Annotated in this window: 33 protein-coding genes; 10 read left to right on the top strand and 23 right to left on the bottom strand. The window is 36.6% G+C overall.

What is annotated here, in order from left to right:
- The first annotated feature begins 64 nt into the window (after window positions 1-64).
- The 5 genes from ACWPVE_RS19720 to ACWPVE_RS19700 all read left to right on the top strand — a co-directional run bounded on the left by ACWPVE_RS19720 (window position 65) and on the right by ACWPVE_RS19700 (window position 2,987).
- Entirely contained in the window at window positions 65-667 is a 603-nt protein-coding gene (locus tag ACWPVE_RS19720; RefSeq protein ID WP_453996361.1) for a thiamine phosphate synthase, read from the top strand.
- Window positions 657-1,769, top strand: coding sequence for a glycine oxidase ThiO (gene thiO, locus ACWPVE_RS19715; RefSeq protein WP_453996359.1), 1,113 nt, complete (start codon window positions 657-659; stop codon window positions 1,767-1,769). Before ACWPVE_RS19720 ends, thiO begins: the two co-directional genes overlap by 11 nt.
- Before the next feature lie 11 nt (window positions 1,770-1,780).
- Window positions 1,781-1,984 (top strand): sulfur carrier protein ThiS, encoded by a 204-nt coding sequence (gene thiS, locus ACWPVE_RS19710; RefSeq protein WP_453996357.1) that lies wholly within the window; start codon window positions 1,781-1,783, stop codon window positions 1,982-1,984.
- 1 nt (window position 1,985) lies between these two features.
- The gene (locus ACWPVE_RS19705; RefSeq protein WP_453996355.1) at window positions 1,986-2,753 is read left to right on the top strand and encodes a thiazole synthase; all 768 of its coding nucleotides are present in this window, start codon (window positions 1,986-1,988) and stop codon (window positions 2,751-2,753) included.
- A gap of 75 nt (window positions 2,754-2,828) precedes the next feature.
- The gene (locus tag ACWPVE_RS19700) at window positions 2,829-2,987 is read left to right on the top strand and encodes a hypothetical protein (RefSeq protein WP_453996353.1); all 159 of its coding nucleotides are present in this window, start codon (window positions 2,829-2,831) and stop codon (window positions 2,985-2,987) included.
- A 90-nt stretch (window positions 2,988-3,077) separates the two neighbouring features.
- On the opposite strand, the gene ACWPVE_RS19695 is transcribed toward ACWPVE_RS19700, so the two are convergent.
- The gene (locus tag ACWPVE_RS19695; RefSeq protein WP_453996351.1) at window positions 3,078-3,437 is read right to left on the bottom strand and encodes a hypothetical protein; all 360 of its coding nucleotides are present in this window, start codon (window positions 3,435-3,437) and stop codon (window positions 3,078-3,080) included.
- Between the two features lie 302 nt (window positions 3,438-3,739).
- Between ACWPVE_RS19695 and ACWPVE_RS19690 the strand changes: the two genes are divergently transcribed.
- Window positions 3,740-4,177, top strand: coding sequence for a CBS domain-containing protein (locus ACWPVE_RS19690; protein ID WP_453996349.1), 438 nt, complete (start codon window positions 3,740-3,742; stop codon window positions 4,175-4,177).
- Between the two features lie 119 nt (window positions 4,178-4,296).
- Here the strand turns inward: ACWPVE_RS19690 and ACWPVE_RS19685 are convergent, their stop codons facing one another.
- The 6 genes from ACWPVE_RS19685 to ACWPVE_RS19660 form a co-directional block, all read right to left on the bottom strand.
- Window positions 4,297-5,271, bottom strand: a complete 975-nt coding sequence (locus ACWPVE_RS19685) for an NAD(P)H-dependent flavin oxidoreductase (RefSeq protein WP_453996347.1) — start codon at window positions 5,269-5,271, stop codon at window positions 4,297-4,299.
- Window positions 5,272-5,440: 169 nt separating this feature from the next.
- Window positions 5,441-5,701, bottom strand: coding sequence for a hypothetical protein (locus ACWPVE_RS19680; RefSeq protein ID WP_453996345.1), 261 nt, complete (start codon window positions 5,699-5,701; stop codon window positions 5,441-5,443).
- A 31-nt stretch (window positions 5,702-5,732) separates the two neighbouring features.
- The gene (locus ACWPVE_RS19675; protein ID WP_453996343.1) at window positions 5,733-7,592 is read right to left on the bottom strand and encodes an IS1182 family transposase; all 1,860 of its coding nucleotides are present in this window, start codon (window positions 7,590-7,592) and stop codon (window positions 5,733-5,735) included.
- 351 nt (window positions 7,593-7,943) lie between these two features.
- Window positions 7,944-8,390 (bottom strand): hypothetical protein, encoded by a 447-nt coding sequence (locus ACWPVE_RS19670; RefSeq protein ID WP_453996341.1) that lies wholly within the window; start codon window positions 8,388-8,390, stop codon window positions 7,944-7,946.
- A 922-nt stretch (window positions 8,391-9,312) separates the two neighbouring features.
- Window positions 9,313-9,741: a stage III sporulation protein AH gene (locus ACWPVE_RS19665; protein WP_453996339.1), complete on the bottom strand. Its 429-nt coding sequence runs from the start codon at window positions 9,739-9,741 to the stop codon at window positions 9,313-9,315.
- Between the two features lie 30 nt (window positions 9,742-9,771).
- On the bottom strand, window positions 9,772-10,575 hold the full coding sequence (locus ACWPVE_RS19660; protein ID WP_453996337.1) for a nucleotidyltransferase domain-containing protein: 804 nt from the start codon (window positions 10,573-10,575) through the stop codon (window positions 9,772-9,774).
- Window positions 10,576-10,837: 262 nt separating this feature from the next.
- Between ACWPVE_RS19660 and ACWPVE_RS19655 the strand changes: the two genes are divergently transcribed.
- On the top strand, window positions 10,838-11,461 hold the full coding sequence (locus tag ACWPVE_RS19655) for a LysE family translocator (RefSeq protein ID WP_453996335.1): 624 nt from the start codon (window positions 10,838-10,840) through the stop codon (window positions 11,459-11,461).
- A gap of 792 nt (window positions 11,462-12,253) precedes the next feature.
- Entirely contained in the window at window positions 12,254-14,470 is a 2,217-nt protein-coding gene (gene katG, locus ACWPVE_RS19650) for a catalase/peroxidase HPI (RefSeq protein WP_453996333.1), read from the top strand.
- A 233-nt stretch (window positions 14,471-14,703) separates the two neighbouring features.
- Here katG and ACWPVE_RS19645 read toward each other — a convergent pair whose 3' ends face one another.
- The 10 genes from ACWPVE_RS19645 to ACWPVE_RS19600 all read right to left on the bottom strand — a co-directional run bounded on the left by ACWPVE_RS19645 (window position 14,704) and on the right by ACWPVE_RS19600 (window position 20,621).
- Window positions 14,704-15,366 carry an AraC family transcriptional regulator gene (locus ACWPVE_RS19645; RefSeq protein WP_453996331.1) on the bottom strand — a complete coding sequence of 221 codons (663 nt, stop codon included), beginning with the start codon at window positions 15,364-15,366 and terminating at the stop codon, window positions 14,704-14,706.
- 86 nt (window positions 15,367-15,452) lie between these two features.
- Complete coding sequence (locus tag ACWPVE_RS19640) at window positions 15,453-15,767, bottom strand: RNA polymerase alpha subunit C-terminal domain-containing protein (protein ID WP_453996329.1); 315 nt, start codon at window positions 15,765-15,767, stop codon at window positions 15,453-15,455.
- A 23-nt stretch (window positions 15,768-15,790) separates the two neighbouring features.
- Complete coding sequence (locus ACWPVE_RS19635; RefSeq protein WP_453996327.1) at window positions 15,791-16,264, bottom strand: SRPBCC family protein; 474 nt, start codon at window positions 16,262-16,264, stop codon at window positions 15,791-15,793.
- A 311-nt stretch (window positions 16,265-16,575) separates the two neighbouring features.
- Window positions 16,576-16,959 (bottom strand): VOC family protein, encoded by a 384-nt coding sequence (locus tag ACWPVE_RS19630; protein ID WP_453996325.1) that lies wholly within the window; start codon window positions 16,957-16,959, stop codon window positions 16,576-16,578.
- Between the two features lie 90 nt (window positions 16,960-17,049).
- Window positions 17,050-17,325 carry an ArsR/SmtB family transcription factor gene (locus ACWPVE_RS19625; RefSeq protein ID WP_453996323.1) on the bottom strand — a complete coding sequence of 92 codons (276 nt, stop codon included), beginning with the start codon at window positions 17,323-17,325 and terminating at the stop codon, window positions 17,050-17,052.
- Window positions 17,326-17,492: 167 nt separating this feature from the next.
- Window positions 17,493-18,122: a class I SAM-dependent methyltransferase gene (locus ACWPVE_RS19620; RefSeq protein WP_453996321.1), complete on the bottom strand. Its 630-nt coding sequence runs from the start codon at window positions 18,120-18,122 to the stop codon at window positions 17,493-17,495.
- A 217-nt stretch (window positions 18,123-18,339) separates the two neighbouring features.
- Window positions 18,340-19,443, bottom strand: a complete 1,104-nt coding sequence (locus tag ACWPVE_RS19615; RefSeq protein ID WP_453996318.1) for a BMP family lipoprotein — start codon at window positions 19,441-19,443, stop codon at window positions 18,340-18,342.
- 257 nt (window positions 19,444-19,700) lie between these two features.
- The gene (locus ACWPVE_RS19610; protein WP_453996316.1) at window positions 19,701-19,865 is read right to left on the bottom strand and encodes a hypothetical protein; all 165 of its coding nucleotides are present in this window, start codon (window positions 19,863-19,865) and stop codon (window positions 19,701-19,703) included.
- A 36-nt stretch (window positions 19,866-19,901) separates the two neighbouring features.
- Window positions 19,902-20,321, bottom strand: a complete 420-nt coding sequence (locus tag ACWPVE_RS19605; protein ID WP_453997647.1) for an N-acetyltransferase family protein — start codon at window positions 20,319-20,321, stop codon at window positions 19,902-19,904.
- Window positions 20,322-20,417: 96 nt separating this feature from the next.
- Window positions 20,418-20,621, bottom strand: a complete 204-nt coding sequence (locus ACWPVE_RS19600) for an ATPase (protein ID WP_453996314.1) — start codon at window positions 20,619-20,621, stop codon at window positions 20,418-20,420.
- A 228-nt stretch (window positions 20,622-20,849) separates the two neighbouring features.
- Here ACWPVE_RS19600 and ACWPVE_RS19595 point away from each other — a divergent pair, with 228 nt between their 5' ends.
- On the top strand, window positions 20,850-21,266 hold the full coding sequence (locus ACWPVE_RS19595; RefSeq protein ID WP_453996312.1) for a hypothetical protein: 417 nt from the start codon (window positions 20,850-20,852) through the stop codon (window positions 21,264-21,266).
- 277 nt (window positions 21,267-21,543) lie between these two features.
- On the opposite strand, the gene ACWPVE_RS19590 is transcribed toward ACWPVE_RS19595, so the two are convergent.
- Window positions 21,544-21,762, bottom strand: coding sequence for a hypothetical protein (locus ACWPVE_RS19590; protein WP_453996310.1), 219 nt, complete (start codon window positions 21,760-21,762; stop codon window positions 21,544-21,546).
- A 222-nt stretch (window positions 21,763-21,984) separates the two neighbouring features.
- Between ACWPVE_RS19590 and ACWPVE_RS19585 the strand changes: the two genes are divergently transcribed.
- Window positions 21,985-22,200 carry a hypothetical protein gene (locus tag ACWPVE_RS19585; RefSeq protein WP_453996308.1) on the top strand — a complete coding sequence of 72 codons (216 nt, stop codon included), beginning with the start codon at window positions 21,985-21,987 and terminating at the stop codon, window positions 22,198-22,200.
- Between the two features lie 176 nt (window positions 22,201-22,376).
- On the opposite strand, the gene ACWPVE_RS19580 is transcribed toward ACWPVE_RS19585, so the two are convergent.
- The 5 genes from ACWPVE_RS19580 to ACWPVE_RS19560 form a co-directional block, all read right to left on the bottom strand.
- A complete protein-coding gene (locus ACWPVE_RS19580; protein ID WP_453996306.1) occupies window positions 22,377-23,006 on the bottom strand; it encodes a nitrite reductase in 630 nt (209 codons plus the stop codon).
- Window positions 23,007-23,086: 80 nt separating this feature from the next.
- Window positions 23,087-25,516: a heavy metal translocating P-type ATPase gene (locus ACWPVE_RS19575; RefSeq protein ID WP_453996304.1), complete on the bottom strand. Its 2,430-nt coding sequence runs from the start codon at window positions 25,514-25,516 to the stop codon at window positions 23,087-23,089.
- 75 nt (window positions 25,517-25,591) lie between these two features.
- A complete protein-coding gene (gene copZ / locus ACWPVE_RS19570; protein WP_453996302.1) occupies window positions 25,592-25,798 on the bottom strand; it encodes a copper chaperone CopZ in 207 nt (68 codons plus the stop codon).
- 63 nt (window positions 25,799-25,861) lie between these two features.
- Entirely contained in the window at window positions 25,862-26,200 is a 339-nt protein-coding gene (locus ACWPVE_RS19565) for a metal-sensitive transcriptional regulator (protein WP_453996300.1), read from the bottom strand.
- A gap of 260 nt (window positions 26,201-26,460) precedes the next feature.
- Window positions 26,461-26,664 (bottom strand): hypothetical protein, encoded by a 204-nt coding sequence (locus ACWPVE_RS19560; protein WP_453996298.1) that lies wholly within the window; start codon window positions 26,662-26,664, stop codon window positions 26,461-26,463.
- Between the last annotated feature and the right edge of the window lie 126 nt (window positions 26,665-26,790).

The following is a 26,790-nucleotide window of genomic DNA, read 5'->3' as shown; positions in this document are numbered from 1 at the left end:
TGTTGTACTTAACCGAACATATCCCTTTTTTCGATACAAGGTGTTCGACAAAAGGAGAAATGAAATGAAATTAATGGCTGTATCAGATGATCAGCAATCTGTAAAAGCGCTTGCTGAAAAAATCATTTCTATAAAAGATGTGATTGATTACGTACAAATCCGTGAAAAGTCAAAATCGGTACAAAACATTGTGTCTCTTATCGATTCCTTACTTAGCAACGGTGTTAAGAAAGAAAAAATCATTGTAAATGACCGCCTTGATGTAGCGCTTTGTATGAACATTCCTACGGTGCATTTACCTGAACATGGTCTACCTGTCAAACTGGTCAAACAACGGTACCCGCACATCCTAGTGGGTTGTAGTGTTCATTCCGTTGAAAAAGCTAAAGAAGCCGAAGCAAATGGAGCAGATTATGTCATCTACGGCCACTGCTTTGAAACGAACAGTAAAAAAGGGTTGCCACCAAATGGAATCCAGCCTCTTAGTCAGATAAAAAAAGAACTTAACATCCCTGTTTACGCTATTGGCGGAATTACCTTGGAAACATTACCGTCTGTCAAAGAGGTTGGTGCTGACGGAGTTGCGCTCATGTCTGCTATTTTTGCAGCAGATGACCCCCATTCTCTAACAAAAAAAGTCAGCGAGGCGATTCAGGATGAAAAATAACTATGATGTAGTTGTTATAGGTGGCGGGATCATTGGTTCCTCCATTGCTTATTATTTAACAAAAGAACAAATGGATGTTGCCCTAATAGATGAAGGACAACTAGGTGAAAAAACAACAAAAGCCGCGGCTGGTATGCTTGGAGCTCATTCAGAAAGTGACGGTGATTTCTCTCTCTTCTTCCCGTTCGCTAGATCCAGTCAGCTAGAATACAAACAATTAAAAGACGAACTTTATGAGCTGAGTGGGATAGATATTGGTTATCGAACAGGTGGAATTCTAAAACTAGCATTTACAGAACAAGATCTGCAAAGTCTAGTATCTCTATTAAAACAACCAACTGTAAATTGGTTAAATGACTACGAAGTCAACCTGTTAGTTCCAGACATTTCTAAGAATGTGATAGGTGCAGCGCATATTGCTGACGATGTAAATGTGAATCCGAAAAATACATGTGAAGCTTTTACTAAAAGTGCGCAAGTTCTTGGAGCCTCAATTTTTGAATATTGTCATGTTCATGAAATTGAAAATGGACATAATCAGTATAAAGTGAAGACATCAAAAGGTCATTTCTATGCAAAGCATGTCGTCATAGCAACTGGTGTTTACAGTAATCCTCTTTTAGAGAATCTAAGAATCTCTGAACAGTTATCACCTGTAAAGGGAGAAAGCATCATTGTTCAACATGATAAGCCCCTTTTACACCATACATTGTTTTATGATAAATCCTATATCGTACCAAGAAACAACGGTCAATTGGTGATAGGAGCAACGATGTTACAGGATGACTGGAGCGATTCAATTAGTCTAAATAGTGTTGAAGCCTTAATAAATAGAGCAAAAACGATGCTCCCCTCCTCTTCCGACTGGAGGTTTCATGGTTTTACAGCTGGCTTACGGCCTACCACCTTTGATGGACATCCATTTATCAGCAGACATCCTGAAGAGGAAGGGATTTTTATTGCATGTGGTCATTTTCGCAATGGAATCCTTCTGGCCCCTGCAACAGGAAAAATGATTCGTGATTTCATCCTCAATTATGAGGTAAAACAAGAGTGGATTGCTGCCTTTCATATTAACCGAAGGCAACTAGCCACGGTTTAGGAGGTGAGAAGATGAAGATAAGACTTAATGGAACACAAGTTGAACTTCCTGAAGAGGTGACTTCAGTAGAAAGTCTTTTGGCCCACTATGAGCTACAAAACCGAATTGCAATAGTAGAAATAAACGAAGATATTATTCAAAAAGATGACTATAAAACTAAAAAACTTGCAAATGGAGATGTCGTTGAAATTGTCCAATTTGTAGGAGGAGGATAATATGTTAACAATCGCAAATCGTACCTTTAATTCTAGACTTTTATTAGGAACAGGAAAATACCCATCTTTTGACATTCAAAAACAAGCAGTAGAGGTTTCAGAAGCTGAAATTTTAACGTTTGCGGTTAGGAGAATGAATATATTTGAAGCAAGTCAACCGAATTTTTTAGAGCAGTTAGACTTAACAAAATATACACTTCTACCTAATACGGCAGGTGCCAAAACGGCTGAAGAAGCAGTACGGATTGCAAAACTTGCTAAAGCATCTGGCTTATGTGACATGATTAAAGTAGAGATTATCGGAGACGACAGATCCCTATTACCAGATCCAATCGAGACATTGAGAGCATCCGAAATGCTTTTAAATGAAGGATTTATTGTGTTACCTTATACGTCTGACGATGTTGTACTTGCAAAACGTTTGGAGGAGCTTGGCGTACATGCTGTCATGCCAGGTGCTAGCCCAATTGGTTCAGGTAAAGGAATTTTAAATCCATTAAATTTAAAATTTATTATCGAGCAATCACAAGTACCTATCATTATTGATGCAGGAATCGGTTCTCCAAAGGATGTCGCATATGCGATGGAACTTGGCGCAGATGGCGTGTTATTAAATACTGCTGTGTCAGGAGCACAAGACCCTGTAAAAATGGCACGCGCTGTAAAACTTGCGTTAGAAGCAGGAAGACTCGGCTATGAAGCTGGCCGCATTGAAGAAAAAGACTATGCCGTAGCAAGTAGTCCAATGACTGGGTTAGTGGGATCTTAATTTTGGTGACTACAACTTCTAACCAATGAATGATTATCCCTCCGTTTACGCATGATAAAATCGGAGGTGATACAATTGGATAATAAAAATAAAAGTAAAACTAGTCTCCATCAAGAATATAATAATGGTTTTTTAAATAATATTAGTCAGTCTCTTGTCGATACAACAAAAGCGTTAACTGGCGACTACGAAGATGATAGTAACCAACAAGAAACTCAACAAAATAAGCAGTAGTTATCGGTTATTATATATAAGACTGCAAACATGTTTCAAAAGGACTCGTTTGCAGTCTTATGTCTTTTTACCAACGAATGAATGCCATTCTTATCCTAGTCCACCCTGCCCGCTTGGGCCCGCATTCGTTCCATTTCCACAATGAATGTTTCTTTCTCCAATAGAGCCTTCACCAAAATACGTGCCATTTTTACCTGCATGGTGATTGTTTTCATCGCACTCTTGACCACCATTATTTTTACGATTTCGATTGTTCATAATGTTGTTGCGATTTTCAACATCATTTGTGTTTCTTTGATATAAGCCTCGATCATTTTCTTGTTTTTGTTGATCCAAGATTCTTACATCACCGTCATTATATGTGTCAACATTATTGCCATTCACACCGCAACCAGTAAGTGCGAAAGCAAATAATGATGCCCCTAAAAAAGCGGATATATACTTTCTCATGTGTTAACCCCCTTTTACAAATCAGAAACGCTATATACGCCTCTACTTAGTTTGTGTTAACACATAAGAATTTACATATGTTAGATAACGGAAATGTGCATTAACCAATTATAACTCTCCTTATGTTACTATTATGCGCACATTCAAATGATGAATGAACGTTTTTCCATTTATAGATTTTCTCAAACTGGGAAATCTATGTCTGAAAACAAGGTCTTTGAAAGCAATATAAAGATTCCTTTCCAACCTTGTCTTTCAATTTAGCAACATTGCATACATAATGAAATCGTGGAGGTTTGTTAATGGTACAATCATTAAGAGAAATTATGACATCAGATGTATTAACAGTGAATGAAACACAAACTGTAAAAGAAGCGGCAGCACTAATGAGTCAGTATAATATCGGGGCTATACCAGTAGTTAATAATAACAAACAAATTGTTGGAATTGTAACAGATCGAGATATCACCCTTAGAACGACTGCACAAGGTGAAAGTCCTCAAACACCAGTGTCTGAAGTAATGACAGCACAGCAAATTGTTAAAGGCACCCCTGACATGGATGCACACGAGGCTGCAAATTTAATGGCTCAACATCAAATTCGCCGCTTGCCAGTAGAAGAAAATGGACAAATCGTTGGGATGGTTGCTTTAGGGGATTTAGCAACACAAAATCAATATGCAAACGAAGCTGAACAAGCTTTACAAAGTATTTCTACTCCCTCTGCACCACAACAATAAGAATAAAAGCAGACCAGATTAATTGGTCTGCTTTTTAAAAATTTGCTGAAATCTACTTTTTTACAATAAAGAAAATGCTTACCCCATAATACGTGAAATTGCACCTCTAATTTAGTGTATTAAGAAAAGACTTGGCTTGCTTTTAATAAGTTGTCTTTTGCTTCAATATATTCACGATGTAGCTTATCGACATATTCTCGCACACTTGTTACTTCGTCAATCACACCGATACCTTGGCCACTTCCCCATATATCCTTCCAAGCCTTAGACTTTTGACCTCCACTGAAATTCATCTTTGAAGGATCACTTTCTGGAAGATTATCAGGATCTAAGCCTGCTGCACGAATAGATGGAGCCAAATAGTTTCCATGAACACCCGTAAATAAATTGGTATATACAATGTCATCAGATGTACTTTCGACGATCGCTTGTTTGTATTCGTCCACTGCACGTGCTTCATGTGTAGCAATAAACGGTGAACCGATATAGGCAAAGTCAGCACCCATTGCTTGAGCTGCTAAGATCGACCTACCATTTGCAATCGATCCAGCTAATGCTAGTGGACCATCAAACCAACTGCGAATTTCCTGAACTAATGCAAATGGACTCTTATTACCTGCATGTCCACCCGCACCTGATGCAACTGCAATTAAACCGTCTGCCCCTTTTTCAATGGCTTTATGAGCAAACTTGTTGTTGATGACGTCATGTAACACGATTCCGCCGTAACTGTGTGCAGCTACATTCACCTCTTCACGAGCCCCTAGAGATGTAATGATAATAGGCACTTTGTATTTCACACATAACTCCATATCATGTTCGAGTCGATCATTTGACTTATGTACAATTTGGTTGATCGCAAACGGTGCAGCTGGACGATCTGGATTCTTCGCGTTATAATCTGCCAATGCTTCTGTTATTTCGGCCAACCATTCGTCTAGTTGTGAGGCGGGTCTTGCATTGAGTGCAGGCATAGAACCAACAATCCCTGCTTTACATTGTTCAATCAATAACTTTGGATTACTGATGATAAAAAGTGGTGAGCCAATAACAGGTATTCTTAAGGAATTTAGTATAGTTGGTATATTCGACATTATTACATCCCCCAATTTCACAACAATTTATTCAAAAAACACTGAAATCACGCACAGGCACTGGTATCTTCTTAAAAAACAATAAGCGTTTTCAATGTACTTTAGTAATACTATATTTATAGCTTTGTAGTCAATTATTTAATTAAAATACTCATTCAATGAATTGTAATTACATCGAAAAAGCGATTAAAAAGAAAATTAAATATAACACTGTAGGTAAGATCGTGAAAGCAATTCCTACCATTCTTGTCGTTGCTCTTACTTGAAGTATAAAACCTATGACCCAGATAAAGAAAGGTAACATGAAATACCAACGAATAGGTGCTGTCTCATCTTCAGCAATACCTGGACCACTCATCCAGAGTGAGAATAACAATACATAGATCCCTGATAGAATCAACCAACAGTATCTAAAAAACCTCCTTATCATAAGCACTTCCTTTTGTCATTCGATATCCTTCTTAGGCTGTTACCCGACAACTTGATTTTTTGTTGTTAAAATAGGTTAATGGGGCTGTCCGATAAGTCCTAAAAAATAAGGCAAGGGAGAAAAACGACCGTTTTTCTCCCTTGCCTTTTTGTTTTTTTCGATTTTTCTCTGAAAGTAGCTGGCGTATGCCTGCTACTTTCAATATATTGTGGGCTAATGCCACAATTCCAAACTCGACATATACTTTGTCGAGCCCCCGCAGAGAAAATCTGCGAAACGACCTATTGCCCTTGATGTGACCGAACACACTTTCTACTTCAACTTTACGTTGAGCGTAGATAGCGGACTTTTCATCACATTCAAGGGCTGTTTTAGCCTTGGCTTTCATTTCTTCAAAAATCGTATTCCAATGAATCTGACGATTCCCTTTTGCTTTTGTGCATTGTGCTTTTAGTGGACAATCGGTACAATCTTCACATTCATATATTTTAAAACTTTGCTCGTAGCCAGATTTATTCTTTTTATTCAGGTATTTTTTAAACGTTACTTTCATTCCTTTCGGGCAAATAAAATAGTCGTCATCTTCCACGTAAGTCCAATTTTTTGCGTTTTTGATGTCTTTTTTATATTTACGGGTTTGTTCCTGTACATAGCTTCCATACGGAATAAGAAACTCGAATCGTTGCTCTTTCTCATCTCCGACAGCGTAAACATAATTCTCCTCACTACCATATCCTGCATCGGCAATAACCGTTTTGGGTATTGGTAAAGAAGAAGCTGCCAGTTTCTCCATATGAGGGATGAAGCACCGAGTGTCTGTTGGGCGTTGATGTATTGTATAGTATAGAATAAACTGGTTTTCTGTTCCTACTTGTACGTTGTATCCTGGCTTAAGTTGGCCATTTTTCATATGATCTTCTTTCATACGCATGAAGGTGGCATCTTTGTCCGTTTTAGAATAACTATTACGATCACCTAAAACTTCATTATGTTCCTTATATTTAGTCATACGAGGTATAAAATCCTCACGGATTTGCTTGATTGATTTCTTTAATTGACTCCGTTCTTGCCTTTTTTCTTTTCGAACGTCTTTATCTGTTTCGCTATCAATTACCTTTGTTAATGCCTCAACTTTTTCCTCAAGTTCTTCGGCAACTTCTACTAATTCCTGTTCAGTGATTTCTTGTTCCTGATTTATTAATTCTTCTGGTTGTGCTTCTGCCCTGGTTATTTCATGGATATGCTGAAGGGTTTCCTTGATTTTTTCTTTTAATTTCTCTTCAAAATTTGAAGTAGCACGTTTCCATACAAAACTATACTTGTTGGCGTTGGCTTCAATCTTGGTGCCATCCAAAAAGTAGCTTTCGAATGTTATGTAGTTCTCTTCAATCAACTTGTGAATCATTGCTTCGAATAGTTCATCCATAAAGTCTTTCATGCGTCCCCCACGGAACTCATTAATTGTACGGAAATCTGGTTGTTGCATCGCTGACAACCACATAGCTGGGATACTTTCATTTGCTAATTTTTCTATCCCTCGGCAAGAATAAACCTTCTGGGAATAACCATAAAGGATAATTTTAAGCATCATTTTGGGATGGTAAGAACTTCTGCCACCGCCTACATAGTATGAAAATAGATTTTCATCAGGAATAGCTTCAACCATTTCGTCTACTACACGGGCCTCGTGATGTTGTGGAATAAGAGATTCGATATCATAAATCATTTGAATTTGTCGATTATCGTAGGGTTTGAAAGTAGGGGCTAATTGTCTTGGATTAGGTTCTTTTTGTTTTTCTTCATTTTGAACTTCTAGTTTCTCCTCTTCGAACTCTGGAAAAAGGGAAGTTTGCGTGTTATAATTTTCATTAGTAATCAATTGATTGCTCATAAAAAATCATCCTTTCTGGAATGTTGTGTGGTAACTTCATTTTACTAAAAAGGATGATTTTTTTGTGTGTTTTTTTAAAAGTTACGAGTCAATACTATTAAATTTTGTAACCTTGTTGATTGTAGCGGAAGGTACGAGACTCCTGCGGGAAAAGCGTGGCCAGGGGAGACCCCGCAGGAGCTTGCGACGAGGAGGCTCCCGGACCGCCCGCGGAAAGCGAGTACCTGCAGCGGAAATCAACACCAGATTTTTTAGTAAACCCAAAAAACAAAAAATGAGGGCTGTCCTCAAAAGTCATTTTTCAGTGACTTTTTGGACAGCCCCATTTAACTATAAAAATGAAATGTCTTTTTAAAAACCTAAAGTCTTTTGAGTAAAAATTGATTTAATCTTTTCCTTGATCTCTACTCTGTCCTCACTTGATAAGTACTCTGTGTAGACTGGTACTTCTTTACCGTCATCTAAAAGAAAAATAAGGATCCCATTCACATCCACTACGCGGATTACTTTGCTAAAAAGAATTTGTTTTCTTGGGATGAGGGCTCCTCTGTAAATGGATAAAGATCCGTCATCGATGATGAAATATTCTTTTTTGTGTAATTTAAAAAAGTAAAACGCACGATACACATTAAAAACCATTAATCCAATTATAACTAAAGCTAATACCGGACTTATAAACTCCCCTAAATTAAACGCAAAATAGCTGTACGTGCTTAAAAGAAGAATCGTTAACACGTAGACTAAGGATGATACACCCTGTCGAATGTATTTCTTTTTGGACACAAATTTATATCCCATCAATTTATCACCCACTCTCCAACTTTAGGTATCTTTCTAATACAATATTAACATAATATTCCAAAAAATAAAAATATATTTATAAATCAGTACAATTTTCCCACCTTGGTCATATATTCATTACCGATGTAGGTTAGCCGTTGGTGCTAAGAAGTGGTGTACTGGGACTTTATTATTTAAATATGCAATTTAATTGGCAGTTGTTCTTATAAAGTCTTTAATACTCCCCTATTCGGGTAAGATAAATCCCCATTCAATTCTTATAATCGTGCTAAAAATTGCATGATGAATGATTTTAAAAAAAGTTGTTTCATTGTTGGAAATCTAGGTTTTAACGTATCTCGGCCGTGCCTCAGGTATATGTATTTTAAAATGTGAATCACATGTAGGTGATTAAAAAATATGAAGTAAGACACCAGAAAAAAGACCACTATTGAAATCTAAGCTCGAATCCAAGTTACTTTTTTACTAACTCCCGCCTTTCCTTCCAAGAAGTTTATGTACCCAATGGAGTAGAAAACCAAAAAAGACCAAATAGAACCCTTCTATATCCCCTTCTAAAAGGTTCACAGCTCCCAATAAAACCAAAATTGTTCCAGTTCACCTAAAGCCATCCTTATCTTTATCATATGTTTGTTTTCACCCACATTAATTGACTCCTCCACTTTGTAAAGAGTATAAAGACATCCATAGATAACGACCTACACTTTGCCAGAGTGCCACTCCTAGGAAGAAAAGAATGATGGTCATGATAAACCATGAATATACGTGCTTCTTGGTTTGAAGTATTTTATACCCAAAGACAATCAGTATTATAATCAAAAACAACATTCCAGATATTGCCATTAATAAATGAAATAAAAATATGACATCCCCCCTTTACTTATAAGTAGTAGCTTTGTATATTCAATTTCAAATAACGTTACTTTTTCTTAATTAAGCCCCATATCGCTTCATCTACCATAAAATATCTTTCGTGAGAGCATGCTGCAAATATACATGTACCATTTTGAAAAAACATTAGGTCTTCTGGTAGTTCTGGGCTAATCCAATCAAATATGGAATCGGATTGTTCTTTTAAAAATAACTTCGTTGCATTATTTAAACGAAAATAAAAAACATAAGCCGTATCTTCAACAAGTTTTGTAGTTTCCCATTCTTGTTGAACTTTTCTTTCGATAAGATGCTCATTAATATCTGCTATTAAACAATCAATAAACGTTAGACGTTCTTCTTCGTTCACCATCATCTGTCGATTTTCAACAAATGCAAATCGATTACTATGTCTAGATAATAGGTCAATTAGTCGTTTGTAGCGTTTGCCTTTCACATTTTCCATGATCATTAACATCTTATTTCTCCCAAGCATTTTTTGTTTTTTTTAATAAGGAGTATGAGCTTCCCTGTCAAAGTGTTCACATGCCCATCTACCTTCTAATTCCAAAAGATTGAATACAGTCTTTTGATCAGTCGGTAGCTCTTCAATCCACTTAAGCAGAGTAGAAATAATCGATGCTTTTTCAGGTAAGGAATTGATAATGACCTCTGCTTGCTCCTTAAGTTGTGAAGTCCATATTTGAGCACGTACCATCACCATCGAATAATAAGTTCTTATGAGTTTTCGTGCAAAGTTTTGAGAAATTTTTGTAAATTCTTCATTAGATGCTTTTTCTAACCTTGTTAATGTTCGAGTAAGAGCTTCACAAATATCACCATTAAAGGATATGGCTATCTTAGAAGTCAGTGTATAAGGCCCGAATCGTTCACCTACATCATCTCCAAATACACAAACACTGAGTTCTCTATGAAAGGCATTTTCATAATAATTTGAAGGGGCCATCGTATAGTCATAATCTGCAACAGCTATTCCCACTTCACGAACAAGGAATTGATAATTATTAGTTAGTTTACGAGAAAGCTTCTTTAATTCTTCTAACTGAGCAGAACTTAATTTACGATTAAACATGGCGATCAGATCTAGATCTGATTGAACAACAACAGCATCTCCTCTAGCCACACTACCATACACGTAAACACTGTGCAGGTCTGATGGAAACAATTGTGCAAGACATTCAATAGAATCTTGGATGCAGGGTTTATAAATTTTGTTGATTTTATCGAAACTAACGTCACTTACAATATAACCTTCTGGATCTAAACCATATCCTGCTTTTAAATCCTTCATGCCATTCCCCCTACGATTACACGTGAAAATGCCCTTTACTTTATCAGCATATATAATGTTAAGCATAAGCTGCTCAATAACTAAATTTTAACATATTATTCCAATGCATTCTCTTAAAAGCGATCTACTTTGTGAAATTATTTTATCAAGCTTTAACTCACAAGATATGCTACATCGAAACATAAGTGATTATATTTTGCTAAATGATCTATCAACTCTATAAATATGGTAAAATTATCTTTAAAAAATTGGAGGAATCATCTTGGAGTTATTAACTGTACTTTCTTTTTTGGGTGCGGCCATTGTACTTACCATTATGCCAGGACCAGATAATATGTTTACGTTAGCACAAAGTCTAGCTAAAGGAAAAAATGCGGGAATCTTTACAACACTTGGGCTTTGCACAGGACTGTTGGTACACATCGCTGCAGCAACAATTGGAATTTCTGCCTTGATTTACAAGTCTGCTTTTGCTTTTACAATCGTCAAATACGCAGGTGCAGCCTACTTATTATATTTAGCCTATAAGTCGTTTCGAGATAAAGGTTCAAGTCTCCAACTTAAGAACGAAGACAACCTAAGTTACAAGTCTCTATACAAAAAAGGCGTGATTATGAATCTACTAAACCCAAAAGTATCCTTATTTTTCCTAGCATTTTTCCCACAATTTATTAATTATGAAATGGGACTTATCTCGATGCAAATGCTTATCTACGGTATCTTATTTTTACTCCAAGCGCTCTTCATCTTTTCCTTGATAAGTATCTTTGCAGGAAAAGCAGGTTACTATTTACGTAAAAATCCAACAATTTCAAGAAAAATGAACGTGCTTCAAGGGATCCTGTTCACACTAATAGGATTGAACATAGCTTTTAGCGAAAAATAAAAGGTGGGCCAAGTTTATTGACCCACCTTTCTCATGCTCTTTTTATCTCTATTGTTTCAAATTATAGCTCTGGTCATAACTTTTACTGCGGGTTATTTTTGTGTACCCGACGTTCATTTCCATAATGATAAACAGCGATTAGAAATAACATTGTTGATATGGTTATGACAATGCCATTCCATTCCCCCTCAAAAACCGTAATATTTATCAGAGTACTGAAATGCATGAAACAAACAATAATAAATAGGATAAAAGAAGTTTTCATATATACACCTCTGTGTTAAGAATCTAGGATTGGCGTTTAGCACATACTTGGGCACGAGTTTTCCTTATGAACGACAAACATTCAAAAATGAATACTTTATTCTTCACTTTCATTTCTGTATCCCATCAGGCTTAATCAATTATATATCAATCATAACATAATACGCTTTGTGATATTCTCCGTAATTTGGACTCTGTGAAGCCTTTCGACTTGCCTTCTCAATTCAATTATCATTATAATGGAAATATAATAAATATTAATTCTCTTTAAAAATCTCCTAGAACCTTACATACTATCATTCTTCTATGACCATACTTCAGTCGATTGTTTAATTTTTTATCATATTTAGCTGCTTTCCTTAATACAATATTCTTGATGCTCTTGAATATTCAAAGTCTACATTTCTATTAATTCAATCCCACTTCTATAGAACGAACAGATCATCTTGCTTATTATCATTCTAGTTTATTAAAACTGGATAGATAATTATAAATTTCTAATTTTCACAGAAGGAGAGATGTAAAAAGATGGATACTAAAAACAATGCCAACATCGAGGGATGCCCGTTTCACGGAGGTGCTACGAGTACAAAATCAAGTGGTACGACTACTCGAGACTGGTGGCCAAATGCGTTAAACTTGAATATTCTCCATCAACATGATAAAAAATCCAACCCTATGGGAGAGGATTTTGATTACACAGAGGAATTTCAAAAGTTAGATTATGATGCACTCAAACAAGATCTTCGTGATTTGATGAAAGAAAGTCAAGATTGGTGGCCTGCAGACTATGGACACTATGGTCCAATGTTTATCAGGATGTCTTGGCATGCAGCAGGTACATACCGTATTGGAGATGGGCGAGGTGGCGGTGGAACAGGTAACCAACGTTTTGCACCACTAAACAGCTGGCCAGACAACGTATTACTCGATCGAGCACGTCGCCTTCTGTGGCCAATAAAACAAAAATATGGAAACAAAATTTCTTGGGCAGACTTACTTGTTCTCGCAGGAAATGTGGCGATTGAAGATATGGGTGGTCCAACTATCGGTTTTGGTGGAGGACGAGCAGACATTTGGCATCCAGAAGAGGATGTGTATTGGGGATCTGAAACGGAATGGCTCGCCGATAACCGATATTCAGGCGATCGTGAATTAGAAAATCCGCTTGCAGCCGTTCAAATGGGACTTATTTATGTGAATCCAGAAGGTCCAAACGGGAAACCTGACCCACTTGCAAGTGCGAAAGATATTCGTGAAACCTTTGCACGTATGGGAATGAATGATGAAGAAACAGTTGCTCTTATTGCGGGAGGACATACATTTGGTAAAGCACACGGTGCTGGTGATCCTACTCTTGTCGGTCCAGAGCCAGAGGCTGCACCTATTGAACAAATGGGCTTAGGTTGGAAAGGTAGTCATGGTAAAGGGTATGGCCGTGATACAATCGGTAGTGGTATTGAAGGTGCTTGGACTGCGAATCCAACTCAATGGGACCATGGCTATTTTGAACTCTTATTTGGTTATGAGTGGTGGCTAACAAAGAGTCCAGCTGGCGCTTGGCAATGGTTAATCGTAGATCCTGCAGAAGAACATCTTGCACCAGACGTAGAAGATCCATCTATTAAAGTTCCAACAATGATGACCACTGCAGATATGGCCTTGAGATTTGATCCAGAATACGAGAAAATTTCACGTCGATTCTATGAGAATCCAAAGGAATTTGCAGATGTTTTCGCTCGTGCATGGTTCAAGCTACTACATCGTGATATGGGACCAAAATCAAGATATCTCGGTCCTGAAGTTCCAGAAGAAGATTTTATTTGGCAAGATCCTGTACCAGCAGGTAATTACGACTTAACAGACGAACAAATAGAAGAAATAAAAGCAAAAATCCTAGACTCAGGTCTGACAATTAGCAAACTCGTCACAACGGCTTGGGCTTCTGCAAGTACGTATCGTGGCTCAGATCATCGTGGTGGTGCAAATGGTGCGCGCATTCGTTTAGCTCCACAAAAGGATTGGGAAGTAAATCAACCTGAACAACTTGCACAAGTACTTCAAGTATTAGAAGGTATTCAAAAAGAGCTAGATGTCAATATCAGCTTAGCTGATTTAATTGTACTTGGAGGATCTGCAGCAATTGAAAAAGCTGCACGAGATGCAGGCTTTGAGGTGACTGTTCCTTTTGCTCCTGGACGCGGGGATGCATCACTAGAACAAACGGATGTTGAAAGCTTTGATGTACTCGAGCCTGTTTCAGATGGCTTCCGTAACTATCAAAAACAACAGTTTAGTGTGAGCCCAGAAGAACTTCTTGTAGATAAAGCTCAACTTCTAGGCCTTACAGCGCCAGAAATGACTGTACTAATTGGTGGTATGCGTGTTCTCGGTACTAACCATGGTGGTACGCAACACGGAGTGTTCACTGATCGAGTTGGTCAACTGACAAATGACTTCTTTGTGAACCTACTCGATATGGGCATTGAGTGGACACCTGTCGGAGAAAATCTATATGAAGGCCGTGATCGCAAAACAGGTGAAGTGGTCCGAACCGCTACTAGAGTAGACCTTGTATTTGGTTCAAACTCTATTTTACGTGCGATTGCTGAAGTTTACGCTCAAGATGATAACAAAGAGAAATTTGTACGTGACTTCATTTCGGCTTGGGTGAAAGTAATGAATGCTGACCGCTTTGATTTAAAACGTATTGAAAACAAGAAAGCCCAACTGGCTGGGAAATAAGTGTACGATTTAAAGCTATTATTATCCCTTCGGTGCATTCCTGCATAGAAGGGATAATTATTTTTCTAGTTAAAGAGAATACCTGGCTTCCAAAAAAAGAGCCCCGTCGTTGGTTTTTCCCCCGACAGAGCTACATTATTGTTTGTGAACACAACTTGTTTCCTTTTCTAACTATCACAACACTCTTCACGATATTTTCGTATCAGCATTCACGACAGAAGCAAATACTCCAATTATAATCGATTCCTACAAGAGTTTATTATTTCTACGTATTGTGTATCCCCAAACCCATAATGTTTAAAATTTGAAATGAGTAATTGTACAAGTTCTCGGGTTGGAACATCTTTGTGTTTTTTTATAAATAACATGAGATCACTTTCCTCATTTTGATAACTCAAATAGAGTTTGATTCCCCTCTTTAAGTGACCCGGGTAGATATCTTTGGTTGTCTGTTTACGAAGCATGACTTGTTTGTAGATCTCATAATACCCCTTTCGTTCTATGTTGAAGGATTCCACAAGTTGAAATTTATTCCCAACAATTTTCAGTATAGCTTCCCCTCTGTACTCTTTACGGTCTAACCAAGCAAGGATTGTGAGAACATTTATTTGGCAAAACATATCATCATCAAACCAAAGTATTAGACGATTAAAATTGAATTCAAACAGAGGTTTCAATGGATTCAGGGTGATTTCAGCATATTGTTCCAGTGTTACATGATGAACTTTCGCACGTATTTCGTTAAAATTATCGGAGAACAGATCATCGCTGGTGTTTCCGTAACACATCGCCTCGTTAAATGGTATCATCACCTCATCTTCAAGATAATGTGTCTTCGTGAAAAAATGATACATTTCCATTCCATTTAAAATATGTAAGGTTTTAGTTTGTTTCAAGTTGCACCTCGTTAAGCGATACTAGATTTCCATGAATCAGAGCAAAATTCAATGGATATTGCTCTTAAAATATGTATTACAGAAGATTATTCTTTAAATGATAACCCATGCTCTTCTAATGAATTTCTTAAAACAGGTAATGAAGCTGGTCCAATTCCATGAATGTTAAGAATTTCTTTCTCGGTGTACGTTGAGAGTTTTTGTACAGTATCGATCCCTTTATGAGCCAAGGCATTTCTGGCAGGGGAACTCAGCTTTGATAGAAAACCGTTTTGAGGTTTATTTTCTTTATCACATGTAGGGCAGCTAATGCAGTCACTACTTTTATAATACGTATGCCCTTTTTCACATACTTTTAAAATCTTTTCTACTTTCAAGATAACCCCTCTTTCATATTTCATAATTCGCCAATTCTTCTTTATTGCTATCGTTTAAATCTCTCAGCATAGATTTTACGTAGCTCAGCTGCGTTTTCATGCCATATAATTGGAGCGCCGTTAATGATTTGTCCCAATACATCCAGGCACCTGTGCCATCCTGCTGCTGTTTGAACGGACCATGAATCATCATGAAATGTGTGCTTAAAAATCATTCGACATCCATTCTCCACTTCTACCAGTGTAATATGCACGAGATCATCCACTTCACGAAAACCAAATACAGACGGCTTTTCTAGCTCTGTAATAATTCCCTCATATGTCGTTCCTTCACCATCATCAAACGCAATCTTACCACCTACACTAAGATCCATCTCCCCTGTCGCAAAAGGATACCATTGTGTGAAGTGACTTGGATTGGTAATGATACTGAAAACAGTTTCCATTTCATGAGGAAAAGTTCGCTCAAATCTTAAAGTATACTGGCCATTTGAATGATGTAGTTTACCATATTCATTCATTTATTCCATCCACCTTTATTTAATCTAGACGTTTTTTATTCAATCTCTCAAACCTCTACCATCCTATATTGTACCAAATCTTATATTATCAAATTTGTTCTTGCTCAATCATAATGGCAAGCCCACTAAACTTTTTAGTGTAATCCAATCGTTCAGCAATCATATTGGAACCTCTAACTGCAAATTTAATAATAGTTCTTTATTATTTTTACTTTATACAAATGCAACAAAAAACACACGTTATTTTCTGAGTTAAAAAGAACGTGTGTTTTACATGATTGTTTGAAACTTGGTATGACTACCATATAATCTTATTGCTGCATAATCTGGATAAGATTCCCACATGTATCGTCAAAGATAGCTAGTGTAACATTCCCCATTTTGGTAGGTTCCATTGTAAATTTTACACCTTTTTCTATTAATTGTTCATATTCTTTGTAAATATCAGTGACCCCAAACATCGTTGCTGGAATGCCTTCAGCAAATATCTTCTTTTGATATTCTTTTGCAGCAGGATGTTGATTTGGTTCGAGCAATAGTTCAGTTCCGCCTTGGTCATCAGGTGATACAAGTGTAAGCCACCTAAACTCTCCCGCTGGAACATCATGCTTCTTTACAAATCCGAGCTTGTTTGTATAGAAATCCAAGGCTTTGTCTTGATCTTGTACAAAAATACTAGTTACAATTATATTCATTATGTTTAACCTCCATTGATATCAGTAACGTATCGTTTTCTAAATTATTCTATCTTCAATCAGCATGACCCATTCACAACAGTTATAGTATTACTCTACCCAACCTTTCAGTATATTTTTAAGTGGTTCCTTATTAAATAATAAGACTCGATATTTTCCCTTTCGTTTGGACTGTACGAGTTCTGCATCTTCCAATACAGCAAGATGCTTGGCAATCGCCTGTCTCGAAATGGAAAGCTCATGCTTCATAATAAGACGTGCTGTAAGTTCATACAACGTAATCTCGTTACGTTCTGATAGTTCATCTATTATTAGCCGACGAGTAGAGTCAGCAAGTGCTTTGAAAATAGCGTCTTTTTTATCCATATATCGAGTATACGCAACTTTGTGGTTGCCTGTCAATTATAAGCAACTAAAAGGTTGCTTGTCAAGCATATAGAAGCATACTCAATAATTTATAAATGTAGATTACCTGACATTGTATATACAACAAAAGCATTTGGATACTAATACCCAAATGCTTTTGTATTATTTCAATTGATTTGTTTTTTACATGTAATAAGAAAAAAGTTAATCGAAGGTTTATCTTTATGATCTTTATTTGGTTCTTCTATTTCTGAAATCTCAATTAGCCCAAAGTCACCAAACTCTTCTTTAATCGTATCAGGATCGTAAAAAAACATGTTAACTCCAGCTGGTGTCTCAAAATAATCTTTATCCAATTGTTTACCTTTTCCATACATCGGTGCTTTCTTAGAAACGGTTGTAAAAATCATATAACCATCAACCTTCAACTGGTCATAACAGTCTTTTATAAACTTTTCTCTTTCATGTTTATTCAATAAATGAAGAAGTGCATGTGAGAAGACACCGTCATACAATTTATTTTCAAAAGGCATGTCTGTTACTGAACCATGAAAAATAGGGATATCAAGGCCATTTTCCCTTGCCAAGTCAATGGCTGTTTTTGATATCTCGATCCCAGTAACATCTATTTCATTCTCAATAAAAACCCTCGCATTTCTACCATATCCAATCCCTGGTATAAGAATGTCTTTCACATTCTTTTCAATGAAAAAATCTTTTGTAACGATTGCAGAGTCTGTAGGTTCAAACCCCCACATCGTTTGTTTTTCGATAAAACTCGATTCCCAAAATTCCATGACAGATAGTTCTCCTTTATGGTTTAACATTCGTAAATTGCTTCATAAACAAAACGAAAACACTCGATTCTACGTTATAATAGCATAATTTAGACCCATATGAAAAAGCTAGTCTTTTGTTTGATGTTCATTTTTCTTTAAAAAGGAACAAAAAGGTCTCAGCTATAAAAGCTGAAACCTCGAAAAAACAAGCCTCATTCATTTTATCTTATCTTGATTATTTAATTAAATCACCTTGTTCGTCTGAAACGACAATATCACCTGATTTAATTTTTTCATAGACTTCTTTAACCTTAGATGAAGTATCATCACTTAAGTTAGGGTTTTCCTCTGGGATGCCAACACCATCATTTTCAACACTGTATGTGAGTGTTTCTCCACCTGGGAATTCACCGTCTAGCTCTTGTTTAATTAACTCTTGTGTAGCATGCGCTAATTTTTTCGTAGCGGATGTTAGGATGACAGATTTACCATCTGCGTATTCACCATCAGCATATTGGTCAACATCAACACCAACGATCCAAACATTTTCACCATTTTGAGCACGTTGTTTTGCTTCGTTAATTGCACCTACACCAACGCCACCAGCTGCAGCAAAAATGACATCAATTCCCTTGTTAAACATTTGAGATGCTATTTGTCCTCCTGCAGCAACATCATCAAATGTACCTTGATACACAACATTTTCCGCTTTAATGGTTACATTTGTATCTAAATTATCATTTGCATACTGAAGTCCTTGTTGGAAGCCCCAATTAAATTTTTGTACAGCTGGAATTTCCATACCACCGATAAATCCAGCTTCCCCTTCTTTTAATTCCAAGGCTGTAGCAACACCGGCAAGGAACCCAGACTCATGTTCCGCGAAGAAAATTGCAACCGTATTTTCTGCTACATCTGGAACAAAGTCCCCATTATGTGGGTTACCATCTAAAATAACAAATTTAGCATCCTCATATTTTGATTGCGCATTATAAATCGCAGTTTCGAATTTAAATCCTGGTGTAACAATAAACTTGTATCCTGCATCATACAGATTTCCAATCTCTTTTAAATACTCTGCCTCTGTTTCACCTGCTGGCTTCAAATATTTTTCTTGAATTCCCAATTCCTCTTTCGCTGCTATAATACCTTCCCAAGTACCCTGATTGAATGATTTGTCATCAATTGTACCTGCATCAGTTACCATACCAACTTTCAAATCAGATGATACACTCTCTTTGTCTCCAGTTGATGCTTTCTCGTCTGTACCACATGCAGCAAGTAGAGTACTTGCCGTAAGTAATGATACAAGGCCTAGAGCAAATTTTTTCTTTAACATGTAAATACCCCCGTTTTTAATAGTTTAATAGCATAAGATTATGCGTTACGATTGATTCGCAGTCACCTCCTTAAAGATGTCTTACGCTTTCAAATATTATTGTAAAAAATCAATACACTTGCACCGTTAATTTATATTCCACAAAAATCAAAATAATCCTTCTTGTATTTTCATATTTCCAATCTTCATATAATTACTTCTATTTAATTATTTCAATCTTTTATCACAACTATATTCCGTGATAAGTAATTGAGAATTTATTTCTTTTCAAGATTTTGTTGGTAAATTTTCTTTAATGTTGTGTTGATATTATTTAAGGCTATTAAAATAAGCCCTAACATGACAAACGTAACAATTTCACCAGTGAAAAAAGATACGATTCCAATAATAATAAAGTAAATTCTATACCACCAATTGTTCATTTTTCGAACCATTCCCTTATGTATTTCTATATATTTTTAGATTTTATTAAATTTAAATCCTTTAAAACTCCTATAATCGAAAAGACATTTTTCTACTAACCGTTTCCATTCAATGACTCTTATAAAAGATATGGCCATTTCATAATTCCAAAGATTCCACACCTTATTTCTAGCCCATTCCACACAAGCCTGGAACAAAATTTTACCTATCCCCTGTCTATGGTACGCAGCTTTAATCCCAAAATCATTCACATAAACAAATTTCCTTGGTGCCATTGACTCAAAACGCGGAGATTCGTTTATTTCCAATACAGCAAACCCCACAATTTCTTCGTTTTGTTTTGTAACCAATAATTTCATATTTGGGTTTTCTAAGATTTCACAAAAAATAAGGTTGAGGCATGACGTGATCAACTTTGTTAAAAATATGTGGTAATGCTGCTGAATGCTTGTCATGCCCTTCCTTAACAATACAGTTAACATCGTGAAAATCCATTATACTGGCTGGCGTTATATCAATATTCATTCTTTTCTCCCTTATTGTTTTATGTATCAACTATTCTGTTTCTGAGATTTGTTTAAAATAAGGTCACAAATGAATGCTAGGACTAAACCAACTACGATCGGCAAGAAAGCAATCTCCGTTTTTGATTTTGAAATGTCAAATGTTAGATAATCTATATCATCGATAAATCCTATAAAATAAAGAAGTGCCATTGCCCCAAATGAAATGAATATTGCATTCTTTTTATTCAACGTTCTCTTCCTCCTCATAGTAAGAGTCATCCTTTAATCAGATTCTATAGGAAATAATATATTTCAAAAGAAGTTCGTTTCTCGCTACAACCTATAAACTATAAACACTCATTTTTCCTCTTCAAAAATTAATGTAGTTTACTACTAGCTCTCCTAACGTTAGAAGTGTATGCATTACTGTAGTGGTTCCACTTGTTTTAGGGAACAATACTTCCTGAGGTGATTCAATTGATAAAAAAGCTTTTCGTACTACTCATTATGTTACATCTTTTATCAATAAATGTGGGTGCGCAATCGAATCAACAAATCGAAATTTTCGATATTGATCAAGGTAAAGTTATCAAACAAGTGGATCTCCATCCTGATATACAGCGTGAAGCAGAAAAGATTCTTAAAGGGATAACTGGTGTATATACAAATTATAATCCAATTCCGAATAAAGGTATTATGATAAGAATTCCATTAGAACCTAATGTTATGGTGAGAAATCTATGGTTTGATGACTTAGTAGATGAAGTTACCCTTATTTTTCCCCGTCAAGAAGTTCCATATTTATTGGTGTTTGATGACGAAAACAAATCGTATTTCTTAATATTCAAGGCCAATACAGACAATCTGTTTGAATTATTGAACATTAAGCGATAATTCTCCAAATAACAATAGCGGTACACTTCTCTCTTGAATACCGCTATTTTTTAATCTTTCAAGCTTAAAAAATCCTTAATTCATTGTCTTACGCCGCTCCCTGCGATTTGAAACCGCATAAGATATCATTAAAACAACTCCGATAAGAAATGCGATCAGGAAGCCAAACATACCTAATGCGCCAATCCAACCGATCGTGAATGTAAGGAAAAATAACATATAGCAAAAACCAACGAGAATAATTGCAATCGGAACGTTAAAAGGAAATAGTCGTTTCTTAGGACATGACCAATAATACAGAAATGATGAGGATGACAATGGCGATTGTCTTTTGCAATGATCCCCATCGAATTCCGATTCTTGATTGTGCATCTAAAACAATATCAGATGGATGTTTTAAATCATTTAGAGTAATTCCTAAACTAATAATTGCTGTACCAACAACTAATGTGAAAATAGTCCAATTAATTGCTTTCAGGTTCTCTTCTCTGGTCATTCATTTCCTCCTCGTTAAATGTACCTATCTTTCCGTAATAATATTCCATCTATTTCCAGTCTTAATGATCCATCGTAAGCCTCATTAACTATAAAGCTCAAAACAAACCCCTATATAACTAAAAAATACCATAATATATACATATAACCAATTACTTTATTTACTTTTTCGAATATTTGTAAGGTAATTATAAATGCGGGTGTAACTAGGAGGTTAAGAACGATGCAAAAATTATTGGTATACTTTTTATACGTGATTTTTTTCGTCATCTATTTTTCAATTGCAGGATTTCTGTACAATGCATTCATTCCATTCAAAATCTATACTGGCGTATTAGTATCATTTATTATGGTTATTCTTGTGCCTGCATCAATTTTATCAGGGAATAAATTCATTTCGTATATTAAGATATCACCTGATCAAAATGATAAAAAATAATACCCCAAAAACACTACAAACCTCTTCTTAAAAGATAAAGAAATTCATTGATGCCACTTTACCGTACGGAGAACCTTCTACTTTAATTAGACTATCTACCGTTGTGGAACATAAACCAATAACGAATGATATATGAAAAAAGGTATTATCCTCACCGAGAGAATAATACCTTTTTCTCATTTGTATATTTCATTTTTAAGTTCTTCTATACCATATCGATGAATGAATGTATAAAATGGTTCCCTTTTCTTTCCTTTTTCAGCGTAGGTCCGAATCAACGTTTCAATTTTTTCATAAAGTTGTTCAGGGGTTAGCTGTGCCATTAGTAACGCGCCCGTTGTCGCATCTCTTCCCTTTGCCTTTCCACCGATATATAAATCATATCCGTCTCTTACTTTCATCACGCCGATATCATTTACTAAAGGTTCACCACAACCTACCGGGCAACCCGTATATGCTGTACGTAAGGTAAATGGTACTGGAATACCTGCTATTCGATTATTTAGTTCAATTGCTACAGGCATACCTTCTTCTTCTGCCCCTTTACAAAAATTACAGGTTCTTACGCTTTTGACAAAATTGCCGACTGGATAACATGACAGCCCAACTTCTTTAAATCTTTCTTTAACGATCTCCACTTCATTTTCTACTACATCAATATATAGTTGTTGGAAGGTAGTTAACTCAAGATCATCTTCATCGTTCATGTAGTCTGCAATTACCATAAGCTGTTTAGCATTTAATTTTGCTCCGAAAGAGATTCCACCGTTCACCGCCAACTTAACCTTTTTTTCAGTTTGTACCATTCTTTCTATGTTCACCTCTTATTTTGGACACATGCTCATGATCCATTTGCAAAATGCTCCGATAAGGATCCAAAGTGCTCCTATAATTTAACTCGTTGGAGGCGTAGCGCGTTTAGGACGACGGAAACAGAACTGAATGCCATGGCCGCCCCTGCTACCCAAGGTGCAAGCAACCCGATTGCAGCAATTGGAATTCCAATCGTGTTGTAGGCAAATGCCCAGAATAAATTTTGTTTAATATTTCGCATCGTTTTTCGACTCATTAAAATTGCATCGGCAATGCTATTTAGATCCCCACGAATAAGTGTGATATCTGCAGCCTCCATTGCTACATCTGTACCTGTACCAATGGCCATCCCAATATCAGCCATAGCAAGGGCTGGTGCGTCATTAATACCATCACCGACCATTGCCACCTTTTTACCCTGTTGTTGTAACTTTTTCACTTCTTCTGCTTTTCCTTCTGGAAGCACTTCAGCAATCACTGTATCAACCCCGACTTCATGACCGATTGCTTGTGCTGTACGCTCGTTATCCCCTGTCATCATGATGACAGCGATTCCCATGTCATGTAACCGACGAATTGCTTCTTTCGAGGTTTCTTTAATTGTATCTGCAACAGCTACTACTCCTGCATACTTTCCATCGATTGCAGCTAACATCGCTGTTTTCCCAGCATGTTCTAGTTTTTCCATCGTTGGAAGAACCGATTGTACCTCAATACCATGTTGCTTCATAAGTTTACGCGTACCAACCAAAATTTCCTTGCCAGATACAGTAGCCATAACACCATATCCTGGAATAGCTTCGAAAGATTGAACAACTCCGAGTTTAATCCCTTTTTCTTGAATACCTTCTACAATCGCTTGTGCTAATGGATGTTCTGACTGTTTTTCAGCTGCTCCGATCAGTGATAAGAATGATTCTTCATTTTGACCATTTGCTAAAATTACATCTGTTAAAACTGGTTTGCCGTGAGTAACCGTACCTGTTTTATCGACAACAACAGTATTAATCCCTTGGGTTTGCTCTAGATGCTCGCCACCTTTGAATAAAATACCAAACTCAGCGGCACGACCACTACCTGCCATAATGGAGGTTGGCGTTGCAAGACCAAGAGCACACGGACAAGCAATGACAAGGATTGCAATTAACACTTCTAGTGCTTGTGTAAACTCACCTGGACTAACCCAAATGATCCAGACAAGGAAAGTTAGGATAGCGATCCCCACAACAATTGGCACAAAGATTCCTGAAATTTTATCCGCCATTCGTTGGATCGGTGCTTTTGAGCCTTGTGCATCTTCGACAACTTTGATAATTTGAGCTAAAGCTGTATAGCGTCCTACCTTCGTTGCAGTCATTTTAATAAAACCATTTTTATTAATCGTTGATCCATATAAAACGTCTCCAGCTTTTTTATCGACTGGTAGGCTTTCCCCTGTTAACATTGATTCATCAACGGATGTTGTTCCTTCTAACACTTCTCCATCTACTGGAATTTTCTCACCTGGTTTCACTAAAATGGTGTCACCAATGACCACTTCTTCTAATGGTACTTCTTTCTCCACTCCATCACGTACAATGATCGCAGTTTTTGCCTGAAGACCCATTAATTTTTTGATTGCTTCAGAAGAACGCCCTTTTGCACGTGCTTCAAATAATTTCCCTAATACAATTAGGGTAATCAGCACTGCACTTGTTTCAAAGTATAGATGTGGTGCATGTTCTGTTCCAGCTGTCACAATTGCTTGATAGACACTATAAAAATACGCTGCTGAAGTACCCATAGCAACGAGTACATCCATGTTTGCACTCCCATTTCGGAGGGCTTTATAAGCACCTACGTAAAACTGCTTTCCAATAATAAATTGTACAGGTGCTGCTAAGATCATTTGAATCCATGGGTTCATCAAAATGTCTGGTACGTATAGAAAGGAAGTAAAAGAAAAATGCCCAACCATCGTCCATATTAATGGCAATGATAAAATGGCCGATATCATGAATTTCCGTTTCTGATCTTGAATGGCCTTCTCACGGTGGTCTACTTGTTCTTGATCCTCTTGCTTTTGATGCGCTTCGTAACCAAGTTTTTCAACCTTTGCAATAATATCTGCAGTCGACACTTCCGAAGGATTAAATTCAATTGTAGCTTTCTCTAGCGCTAGATTGACGGTTGCATTTGCCACACCATCCATCCTATTTAACCCTTTTTCAATTCGAGCAGAACAAGCTGCACACGTCATACCTGTAATATCAAATTCTGCTTTTTGCTTCACGACACCATACCCAAGGTCTTCTATTTTCTTTTCAAAATCAGCTGTATTCAGTTTTGACGGGTTATATTGTATAGATGACTTTTCAAGTGCTAAGTTTACACTTGCTTTTTCAACACCTTCCATTCTGCTTAACCCTTTTTCAATCCGTGTCGCACAAGCAGCACACGTCATACCCTCAATTTGAATATTCACTTCTTTTATTTCGTTTGCTTCATTAGCCGCTGTACTCATGTTCTTCCCACCTCTCTCATACCTATAAGGGGTATATATCGTTGAAAATGAGAGAGTGCTTTGTAAGCACTCTTCTTATTTTACGTCATAACCTTGATCTTCAATCGTTTCCTTAATTTCATCAAGACTTACTTGGGATTCATTATAAGCAACCTCAACTAGAGCTTCATCTAATTTTACGTGAACTTGGTTAACACCTTCTAATTTACCAACACTACCTTCTACTGCTTTTACACAGTGTCCACATGACATTCCTTCTACATTTAACGTTACAGTTTGCATATTATTCTCTCCTTTTTTATTCTTATCCCATACTATACAGGGGTATAATAAACTTAAAAAAATTTACTTTTTCATTAATTTTTGGATGGTTACCACTAATTCATCTAAAACCTCATCGTCACCTTCAGACAGGCGGTCAACCACACACCCTTTTAAATGACCTTCCAAAAGGATCCTTGCCACACTATTAAGAGCCGATTGTGATGCGGAAATTTGAGTAATGACGTCATCGCAGTAGACGTCTTTATCAATCATTCCCTTAATACCACGAATTTGACCCTCGATCCGATTTAATCGATTGGTTAAATCCTTTTTTACGCGCTCTGGATGATGACTCTTTCGTCCAGAAGAACAATCTTCTGTATGACAAGCTGCTTCTTCCGTGTTGTTTTCCATTAGCATAACCTCCTAACTTAATTTCATATTACCATACCCTCGATGGGTATACAAGAATAAAGATTGATTTACTTTTTGTTCATATTTACGTTGGTTATACTTCCTTATGATGTCATTCCACTGGTACTTTAACACCTTTTTTCAACATTTTATTTCTCAGGATGCAGGAAAATCGTGGCTGATTTATGGAGGGTTCAGTGAATGAACGATATTAGAAACCCTTCGTATAAGACGTGACTTTGAGGTTATTATTGATCTAGTCGGTGTTAATCGTTCACATTACAAGAAAATGAATAGCCTAAAGCCCAGAAATCTTTTTCAACGATTGGAGTTCCACCTATCTCGTAACACCCTTCGCTTGCGAATTCAATTTCTTTGTTGTGAAAATAGGATTGCATTCCATATAAGAAAACGACTGCTAGTAAAGATAAGGTTCCGATTGCTATAAACACTTTTGTACGAATCTTCATTCTATATTGCCCCCTTCTCCAACATAAACAGTCTACCACAATCTCCTAACATGTTAGTTTGATTTGTTTTTAAGAAAACAGCATTTCTTAAAGGAAAATTCCTTCTTATCTAGAAAGTAATAATGG

Source organism: Bacillus nitroreducens, assembly GCF_964021195.1.
This window is presented reverse-complemented; position numbering and strand designations above follow the sequence as displayed.

What these genes read in the sequence shown, in the direction of transcription:
- ACWPVE_RS19565 (WP_453996300.1), bottom strand. Translation starts at nt 26,200, where the DNA reads ATGCTAATGGAAAACAACACGGAAGAAGCAGCTTGTCATACAGAAGAT.
- ACWPVE_RS19640 (WP_453996329.1), bottom strand. Translation starts at nt 15,767, where the DNA reads ATGAAATATGAAAGAGGGGTTATCTTGAAAGTAGAAAAGATTTTAAAA.
- thiS (WP_453996357.1), top strand. Translation starts at nt 1,781, where the DNA reads ATGAAGATAAGACTTAATGGAACACAAGTTGAACTTCCTGAAGAGGTG.
- ACWPVE_RS19610 (WP_453996316.1), bottom strand. Translation starts at nt 19,865, where the DNA reads ATGAACAATTGGTGGTATAGAATTTACTTTATTATTATTGGAATCGTA.
- ACWPVE_RS19675 (WP_453996343.1), bottom strand. Translation starts at nt 7,592, where the DNA reads ATGAGCAATCAATTGATTACTAATGAAAATTATAACACGCAAACTTCC.
- ACWPVE_RS19620 (WP_453996321.1), bottom strand. Translation starts at nt 18,122, where the DNA reads ATGGAATTTTGGGAATCGAGTTTTATCGAAAAACAAACGATGTGGGGG.
- ACWPVE_RS19705 (WP_453996355.1), top strand. Translation starts at nt 1,986, where the DNA reads ATGTTAACAATCGCAAATCGTACCTTTAATTCTAGACTTTTATTAGGA.
- ACWPVE_RS19680 (WP_453996345.1), bottom strand. Translation starts at nt 5,701, where the DNA reads ATGATAAGGAGGTTTTTTAGATACTGTTGGTTGATTCTATCAGGGATC.
- ACWPVE_RS19580 (WP_453996306.1), bottom strand. Translation starts at nt 23,006, where the DNA reads ATGGTACAAACTGAAAAAAAGGTTAAGTTGGCGGTGAACGGTGGAATC.
- ACWPVE_RS19625 (WP_453996323.1), bottom strand. Translation starts at nt 17,325, where the DNA reads ATGGATAAAAAAGACGCTATTTTCAAAGCACTTGCTGACTCTACTCGT.
- ACWPVE_RS19695 (WP_453996351.1), bottom strand. Translation starts at nt 3,437, where the DNA reads ATGAGAAAGTATATATCCGCTTTTTTAGGGGCATCATTATTTGCTTTC.
- ACWPVE_RS19690 (WP_453996349.1), top strand. Translation starts at nt 3,740, where the DNA reads ATGGTACAATCATTAAGAGAAATTATGACATCAGATGTATTAACAGTG.
- ACWPVE_RS19615 (WP_453996318.1), bottom strand. Translation starts at nt 19,443, where the DNA reads ATGTTAAAGAAAAAATTTGCTCTAGGCCTTGTATCATTACTTACGGCA.
- copZ (WP_453996302.1), bottom strand. Translation starts at nt 25,798, where the DNA reads ATGCAAACTGTAACGTTAAATGTAGAAGGAATGTCATGTGGACACTGT.
- thiO (WP_453996359.1), top strand. Translation starts at nt 657, where the DNA reads ATGAAAAATAACTATGATGTAGTTGTTATAGGTGGCGGGATCATTGGT.
- ACWPVE_RS19660 (WP_453996337.1), bottom strand. Translation starts at nt 10,575, where the DNA reads ATGAAGGATTTAAAAGCAGGATATGGTTTAGATCCAGAAGGTTATATT.
- ACWPVE_RS19560 (WP_453996298.1), bottom strand. Translation starts at nt 26,664, where the DNA reads ATGAAGATTCGTACAAAAGTGTTTATAGCAATCGGAACCTTATCTTTA.
- ACWPVE_RS19685 (WP_453996347.1), bottom strand. Translation starts at nt 5,271, where the DNA reads ATGTCGAATATACCAACTATACTAAATTCCTTAAGAATACCTGTTATT.
- ACWPVE_RS19665 (WP_453996339.1), bottom strand. Translation starts at nt 9,741, where the DNA reads ATGTTAATGATCATGGAAAATGTGAAAGGCAAACGCTACAAACGACTA.
- ACWPVE_RS19585 (WP_453996308.1), top strand. Translation starts at nt 21,985, where the DNA reads ATGCAAAAATTATTGGTATACTTTTTATACGTGATTTTTTTCGTCATC.
- ACWPVE_RS19670 (WP_453996341.1), bottom strand. Translation starts at nt 8,390, where the DNA reads ATGGGATATAAATTTGTGTCCAAAAAGAAATACATTCGACAGGGTGTA.
- ACWPVE_RS19635 (WP_453996327.1), bottom strand. Translation starts at nt 16,264, where the DNA reads ATGAATGAATATGGTAAACTACATCATTCAAATGGCCAGTATACTTTA.
- ACWPVE_RS19605 (WP_453997647.1), bottom strand. Translation starts at nt 20,321, where the DNA reads ATGACAAGCATTCAGCAGCATTACCACATATTTTTAACAAAGTTGATC.
- ACWPVE_RS19630 (WP_453996325.1), bottom strand. Translation starts at nt 16,959, where the DNA reads ATGAATATAATTGTAACTAGTATTTTTGTACAAGATCAAGACAAAGCC.
- ACWPVE_RS19575 (WP_453996304.1), bottom strand. Translation starts at nt 25,516, where the DNA reads ATGAGTACAGCGGCTAATGAAGCAAACGAAATAAAAGAAGTGAATATT.
- ACWPVE_RS19720 (WP_453996361.1), top strand. Translation starts at nt 65, where the DNA reads ATGAAATTAATGGCTGTATCAGATGATCAGCAATCTGTAAAAGCGCTT.
- ACWPVE_RS19590 (WP_453996310.1), bottom strand. Translation starts at nt 21,762, where the DNA reads ATGACCAGAGAAGAGAACCTGAAAGCAATTAATTGGACTATTTTCACA.
- katG (WP_453996333.1), top strand. Translation starts at nt 12,254, where the DNA reads ATGGATACTAAAAACAATGCCAACATCGAGGGATGCCCGTTTCACGGA.